This window comes from Paenibacillus sp. JJ-223 (assembly GCF_927798175.1).
Classification (GTDB): domain Bacteria; phylum Bacillota; class Bacilli; order Paenibacillales; family Paenibacillaceae; genus Paenibacillus; species Paenibacillus hubeiensis.
In genome coordinates, this window is record NZ_CAKMMP010000012.1 from 21,115 (window position 1) to 27,435 (window position 6,321).

Annotated in this window: 7 protein-coding genes; 2 read left to right on the forward strand and 5 right to left on the reverse strand. The window is 54.9% G+C overall.

All coding sequences use genetic code 11. The features are described 5' to 3' along the window. Window positions 1-25: 25 nt before the first annotated feature. From L6H98_RS20180 to L6H98_RS20200, 5 genes are all read right to left on the reverse strand, one after another. Window positions 26-1,015 (reverse strand): beta-ketoacyl-ACP synthase III, encoded by a 990-nt coding sequence (locus L6H98_RS20180; protein ID WP_236417842.1) that lies wholly within the window; start codon window positions 1,013-1,015, stop codon window positions 26-28. Window positions 1,016-1,023: 8 nt separating this feature from the next. Continuing rightward, window positions 1,024-2,019, reverse strand: a complete 996-nt coding sequence (gene plsX, locus L6H98_RS20185; protein WP_236417843.1) for a phosphate acyltransferase PlsX — start codon at window positions 2,017-2,019, stop codon at window positions 1,024-1,026. Beyond that, entirely contained in the window at window positions 2,016-2,663 is a 648-nt protein-coding gene (fapR, locus tag L6H98_RS20190) for a transcription factor FapR (protein WP_290371468.1), read from the reverse strand. Before fapR ends, plsX begins: the two co-directional genes overlap by 4 nt. A gap of 299 nt (window positions 2,664-2,962) precedes the next feature. After that, window positions 2,963-3,136, reverse strand: a complete 174-nt coding sequence (rpmF, locus tag L6H98_RS20195; protein WP_090923906.1) for a 50S ribosomal protein L32 — start codon at window positions 3,134-3,136, stop codon at window positions 2,963-2,965. Window positions 3,137-3,202: 66 nt separating this feature from the next. Further along, window positions 3,203-3,709, reverse strand: a complete 507-nt coding sequence (locus L6H98_RS20200) for a DUF177 domain-containing protein (RefSeq protein ID WP_236417844.1) — start codon at window positions 3,707-3,709, stop codon at window positions 3,203-3,205. A gap of 540 nt (window positions 3,710-4,249) precedes the next feature. Here L6H98_RS20200 and hmpA point away from each other — a divergent pair. Both hmpA and L6H98_RS20210 read left to right on the forward strand, forming a co-directional pair. Further along, window positions 4,250-5,488: an NO-inducible flavohemoprotein gene (gene hmpA / locus L6H98_RS20205; RefSeq protein WP_236417846.1), complete on the forward strand. Its 1,239-nt coding sequence runs from the start codon at window positions 4,250-4,252 to the stop codon at window positions 5,486-5,488. 167 nt (window positions 5,489-5,655) lie between these two features. Next, window positions 5,656-6,321 (forward strand): nucleotidyltransferase family protein (locus tag L6H98_RS20210; RefSeq protein WP_236417848.1); only part of this gene is annotated, 666 nt, incomplete at its 3' end.

Consider the following 6,321-nt stretch of genomic DNA (forward strand, 5'->3'; position numbering starts at 1 on the left):
GATTCTTCTCTCCCAGCTTGTAATTTTACCAAACGAGTACGGACGCACCCCAAGTCAAGCCGCCGCCGAAGCCGACCATCAGCACCGTGTCGCCTTCCTTCATGCGGCCTTCTTCCGCTGCTTCCACGAGGGCAAGCGGGATCGACGCAGCCGAAGTGTTGGCGTATTTGTCCACGTTGACGACAACCTTCTCTTCCGGCAGCTCGAGCCGCTGCATCGCGGATTGAATAATGCGGATGTTGGCCTGATGCGGAACGAACAGATCGACATCTGTGCGATCCAGGCCCGCTTTCTCAAGCACGTCAACGGTTGCCGTCCCCATGACGCGCACCGCAAATTTGAACACCTCGCGCCCGTTCATGTAAATGTAATGCTGTTTGTTTTCGATCGTCTCGGCAGATGCAGGCAAACGCGAGCCGCCGCCCTCTAATTTCAACAAACCGCCTCCGGCACCTTCGGCTCCGAGATCGAACGATTTGAAGCCGCGGCCTTCCGGAACCTCACCCAGAATAACGGCTCCAGCTCCGTCTCCAAAGAGCACGCAGGTGTTGCGGTCCGTATAATCCGTGATGCGGGAAAGCGTATCGGCGCCGATCACAAGCGCATTGTTGTACATGCCGCTTTGAATGAAACTCGTCGCTGTTGCCAGTCCGTACACAAAGCCGGAGCAAGCCGCAGACAGATCGAACGCTGCCGCGCCTTTGGCACCGAGCTTATCCTGCAGGATGCAAGCCGTCGACGGGAATGCGGAATCCGGCGTGATGGTGGCCACGATGATCAGGTCCAAATCGCCGCCTGTCATGCCGGCTGTTTCAAGCGCTTTGACGGCGGCTTCATAGGCCAGATCCGAAGTCGCCTGGTCCGGCGCCGCAATATGGCGCTCACGGATGCCCGTGCGGCTGACGATCCACTCGTCGTTGGTATCCACCATTTTTTCCAAATCGCTATTCGTCAAAATTTTCTCAGGGACATATTTACCAGTTCCAATAACCCCTACCGGGCGCAAATTATTCATGTCTTCACTCACTTCCCGCTAATTTCCTTGGATATGCTCTCCACCAGTTGATTCTGAATGGCGATTCTCGCCTGACGCACCGCGTTTTTGATCGCATTGCCATCCGCCGAGCCATGGCTCTTCACAACGAGTTTGCTCAGGCCAAGCAGCGGCGCGCCCCCGTGCTCCGTGTAATCCAGTTTGCGTTTCAGCCCGCGCAGTTCAGGCATTAACACGGCAGCGGCGAGCTTGCTTTTTAAAGAAGATGAAAACTGCTCTTTGAGCAGTGAAAAGATCGCTCCAGCCGTACCTTCCATCGATTTCAGCAAAATGTTGCCGGCGAAACCGTCGCACACAAGCACGTCGCACTCAGCCGTCAGCACATCGCGCGCTTCCACGTTGCCTACGAAACGAATCGGCAGTTGCTCCAGCAAAGGATACGCGTTTTTGGTCAACTCGTTACCTTTCCCTTCTTCCGTGCCGACATTAAGCAGGCCCACTCGCGGCGAGTCGATGCCCTGAACTTTCTGGCGGTACAAGCTCCCCATGAGCGCATACTGGGCAAGATGCTCCGGTTTGGCATCCATATTGGCTCCCAAATCCAGCGCAAGCACGCCGACATCGTCGATCGTCGGAATCATCGGCGCAAGCGCGGGACGTTCAATGCCCTCCATGCGGCCTACAACCAACAACCCCGTCGTCATGAGCGCGCCGGTATTGCCGGCCGAAATCATGGCGTCTGCTTCGCCTTCCTTCAGCATGCGGCCGGCAACGACCATGGAAGCGTCTTTTTTGCGACGGACCGCCTTGACCGGTTCGTCGTCCGAACCGATCACTTCGGATGCGTGCCGCACAGACAAATTCGCAGGTTTCGTCGCTGACTTGCTCAGGATCGGCTCCAGCCTGCCTTCGTCGCCGACCAATACGATCTGTGCGTCAGGCCATTCCGCGGCAGCGGACAACGCGCCTTCCACGGTTGCCGCAGGGGCGTTGTCGCCCCCCATGGCATCAATCACGATTCTCATTTCGAAGCCTCTCCTTCCGTATCTTCTCCACCCGAACGGTAGATCACAAAATTGCCCTGGAACACCATCTCTTCGCCAACATACGTGAACACTTCGACCTTAGCTTTCCCTTTCTGCCCAGGGATCGATCTTACGTAAGCCTTGGCAATGCACTTTTCGCCCAAATGAACGGAGCGCACAAAGCGTATGTCCGCCGAAGCCGTCAAAGCAATCTCGTCATTGATGACCGCGACCGCAAGGGAATTGGCCTGCGCGAACACATAGTGCCCGCGCGCAATGCCTGTCCGCGAAAATACGTGTTCTTCCCGGATCTCAAACAGGGAAATGCCGCTTTTATCCAATTGCAGGTCCACGATGTCACCAATGATCTCGTGCAGCGGAAGGGAACGCACCTGGTCATAGGAAAGCTCGGCCATCAGCTTCATCCGTTCGCGCAGCTCGGGTATTCCGAGCTCAAGCCTGTCGAGACGAATCGTCTGGATGCTCACCTTTAATTGGCGCGTTAGCTCTTGATCCGTTACAAACGGGTTGTCTTCGATCATTTTGGTTAACTGCTGCTGCCTCTGCTTTTTGGGTAAACGTTCGATGTCTGACACCCCCTGCTGAAATCTGTACCTGAAACCGGCCGTACCGAAGCAGGCCATTCAGGTGTATCCTGCCACTCCAATGTTCGTTGTTCGTTGCTATATTTGAATTCATCGCCGCCTACGCTAAAGGCAGCTTTGTCGCTTTCGTATCTATGTAACGTCAAATCTTAGAACCTGGTACTAAACTATAGTATATATCATACGCCGCCAAAAAGAAAGATGCACATCTTAAATCCGCTTGCCAATGGGACTTCCGGCCCGATTCACCGTCCACTGTATCCATTCTATCACTTTCGCTACGGCGAAAACAAAAAAGTAGTACCTCACCGAAATGAGATACTACCCGGTTGTTGCTATTATTGAGAGATGATCTCTCTTGCTTTGTACGTTCCGCACACTTTGCACACGTGGTGAGCAAGCTTCAATTCGCCGCATTGTTCACATTTCACCATGCCCGGCACAGCCAATTTAAAGTGAGTACGACGTTTGTCGCGACGTGTCTTGGACGTTCTCCGTTGAGGTACTGCCATTATTCCCACCTCCTTATCAAAATCAACCTTTACAGGCAGTTCAAACTTTTCGATTTTCATTGATGCTCATTTAAAAAAATCTTTGAGCCCTGCAAGTCGCGGGTCGATAACTTCGTTATCGCAGCCGCAATCCCCTTCGTTCAGCTCATGGCCACACGTTGGGCAGAGCCCTTTGCATGTATCGCTGCATAGCGGTATAAACGGCAGGTTCAGCAGAAAAGCCTCTTCGGCGTACAGTTTCAGGTCGAATTGATCCTCATCCACATAGATGATATCATCGTCTTCCTCCATGTCCTCCGGCTGGTCTCCCTGCTTGAATTGCTCATGAAAATCAATATGAAGATGTTCGTTAACCGGCTTGAGACAACGGGAGCACAACATGTCCACTCCTGCCGTCAACGTGCCTTGAACATCCACCACGCCCCCCGATTCTGGCTGAACGGACAAATCCGCAGTCAGCGGGGTAACGGCTGTGATATCTTTTCGGTCAGAAACCAGTTGTGTGACATCCCACTGCTCATTAAAGCTTAAAGGTCTGCCGCTGGTTGCCGCTTTGCGAAACGACACTAACATTACCATCACTCCAGACGACCAATTTCATTATGAACCTAAGTCACTAGCTGCCAAATTTACAGAATGGACCCGCGCACCATGCGCTCCCGGTCCCTACTGTATGTATTCTGACCATGTGTCCGGAAAACCATAATGAAATGGACTTAACAAACAAAAATCATTATACCGATTTCCCGAGACGTTTGTCAACACTTTTAACTTTACACCCTTCTTGAAAACAGGCTTTCCCCGACGATGTCCTCCAATGCCGCCCAAAGACATCCTTGCAGACAAACGTCACGAAACATTTTCGCGATGATGTCCGTCACGCCTGATCTATTATATCGTTTTGGGCTTAGGTTGCAAACGGTATCGAATATGCCGAACACATCTGTTTCTTCTATAGGAATATCCATTTGGTCACAGATCGTTAATGATAAGTGTGATTTAGATCACACAGACGCCTTTATTTGAAAACTATACTTGCGTTACACCAGCGGCACTGATGCGTACCGCCAAGAGATGTAGTGATATTCAACCCTTTGCCAGGAGGTATTGCCCATGTTAAGCAATCATACGATCAACGTCATCAAATCCACGGTTCCCGTGCTCGAAGTCCACGGCGAAGCCATTACGCGCCATTTCTATCAAACGATGTTCGCCGCCCATCCCGAGCTGCTGAACGTATTCAACCATGCCAACCAGAAGCAGGGGCGTCAGCAAGCCGCGCTTGCCAACATGGTCTACGCCGCCGCCAAACATATCGATAACCTGCCCTCGATCCTGCCGGCCGTTCGCCAAGTCGCGCACAAACACCGCAGTCTGGGCATCACGCCGGAGCAATACGGCATTGTGGGCAAATTCCTGCTGCAGGCGATTAAAGACGTGCTCGGCGATGCCGCGACGGATGAAATTCTCTCCGCTTGGGCGGATGCCTACGGCGTCATTGCCGATGCATTCATCGGCATTGAACGGGAGATGTATGCCGAAGCTGCAAGCCAGCCTGGCGGATGGCAAGGATTCCGCTCGTTCCGCGTCGCGAAAAAGGTGCCGGAGAGCGACCTGATCACTTCATTTTATCTCGTTCCGGAGGATGGATCTGCCATCGCTGCATTTGTTCCCGGACAGTACATCAGCGTAAAACTGACCCCGCCGGGACAATCCAATACGCATATTCGCCAATACAGCCTTTCGGATGCACCCGGCAAACCGTATTACCGCATTTCCGTCAAACGGGAGCAAGGCACTTCGGAACGACCTGACGGCGTCATCTCGAACCATCTGCACGATGACCTTGACGAGGGCAGTCTCGTCGAAGTTTCTGCGCCAGCCGGGGACTTCACGCTCGACCTGGCAGACCCGCGGCCTGTCGTGCTGCTCAGCGCCGGTGTCGGACTTACGCCGATGGTCAGCATGTTGAATGCACTGGTGCAAGCGGACGGCAATGCATCCGTTACTTTTGTACACGCGGCCCGCCATGGCCAGCTGCACGCTTTTCGGGAACATGTGGACACCTTAGCCGATACCCACGCCAACGTTCAAGCACACTACTGTTATACACAGCCATCGTCCACGGACAAGGAACAGCTTCGTTTCCAAAAGGAAGGTCATCTGGACGCTGCTTGGCTGAAATCGATCCTTCCTGAATCGGATGCTTCGGTTTACATGTGCGGACCTGTCTCGTTCATGCGCGATACGTATCAGGCACTACGCGAATTGGGAGTTGCGGAAGACCGCATTCATTACGAATTCTTTGGACCAAAGGCAAGTCTGGTCTCAGCTGCAGCAGAGAGCAGATAACCCTCAGCCACGTCTGACAAGACACGCCCGGCATCGAAAACGATGTCGGGAGCGTGTCTTTTTTGCCATTTGCGCATCTTCCGATTTGAACATGCATGGGCATTGCCCTATTATTGAACAAGATATGTGTTCAGCCAACCGAAACAGAGAAAGGAGCACGGGAACCTATGAAGGTTGTTGGCGTCATTGTGGAATACAACCCGCTGCATAACGGGCATGTTTATCATCTTGAAGAGGCCCGGCGGCTGAGCGGAGCGGACGCCGTGGTGGCCGTCATGAGCGGCCCTTTCCTTCAACGCGGGGAACCCGCGATCGTGGGCAAAAGGGCGCGCACCGAGATGGCGCTGCACGCAGGCGCCGATCTTGTGTTTGAATTGCCGGTGGCGTATGCGGTGCAGCCGGCAGAGTGGTTTGCCTTCGGTGCGGTGTCCCTGCTTGACCGCACCGGGGTGGTGGACTCGCTCTGCTTTGGCAGCGAGTCCGGCGACCTGGACAGCCTGCAGCGCATCGCGCGCGTGCTGGCTGTGGAGCCCGCAGGGCTGCGCGAGGACATCGCGCGCCGCCTGCGGGAAGGCGCCAGCTACCCCGCCGCGTACGCAGGCGCGGCGGCAGCGCTGGCGCCCGGCGGCGTCGAGGCGGATGCCGCCGCCGCACTCCTCGGGCAGCCCAACAATTCGCTTGGGCTGCACTACCTGATCGCGCTGCAGCGGCTGGGCAGCGCGATCACGCCTTTGACGGCGGCGCGTACCGGTGCCGCCTACCACGAGGCGACGCCCGGACCGGGGGCGATCGCCAGTGCCACGGCCGTCCGCCGCCTGCTGCTGGCGGACGGC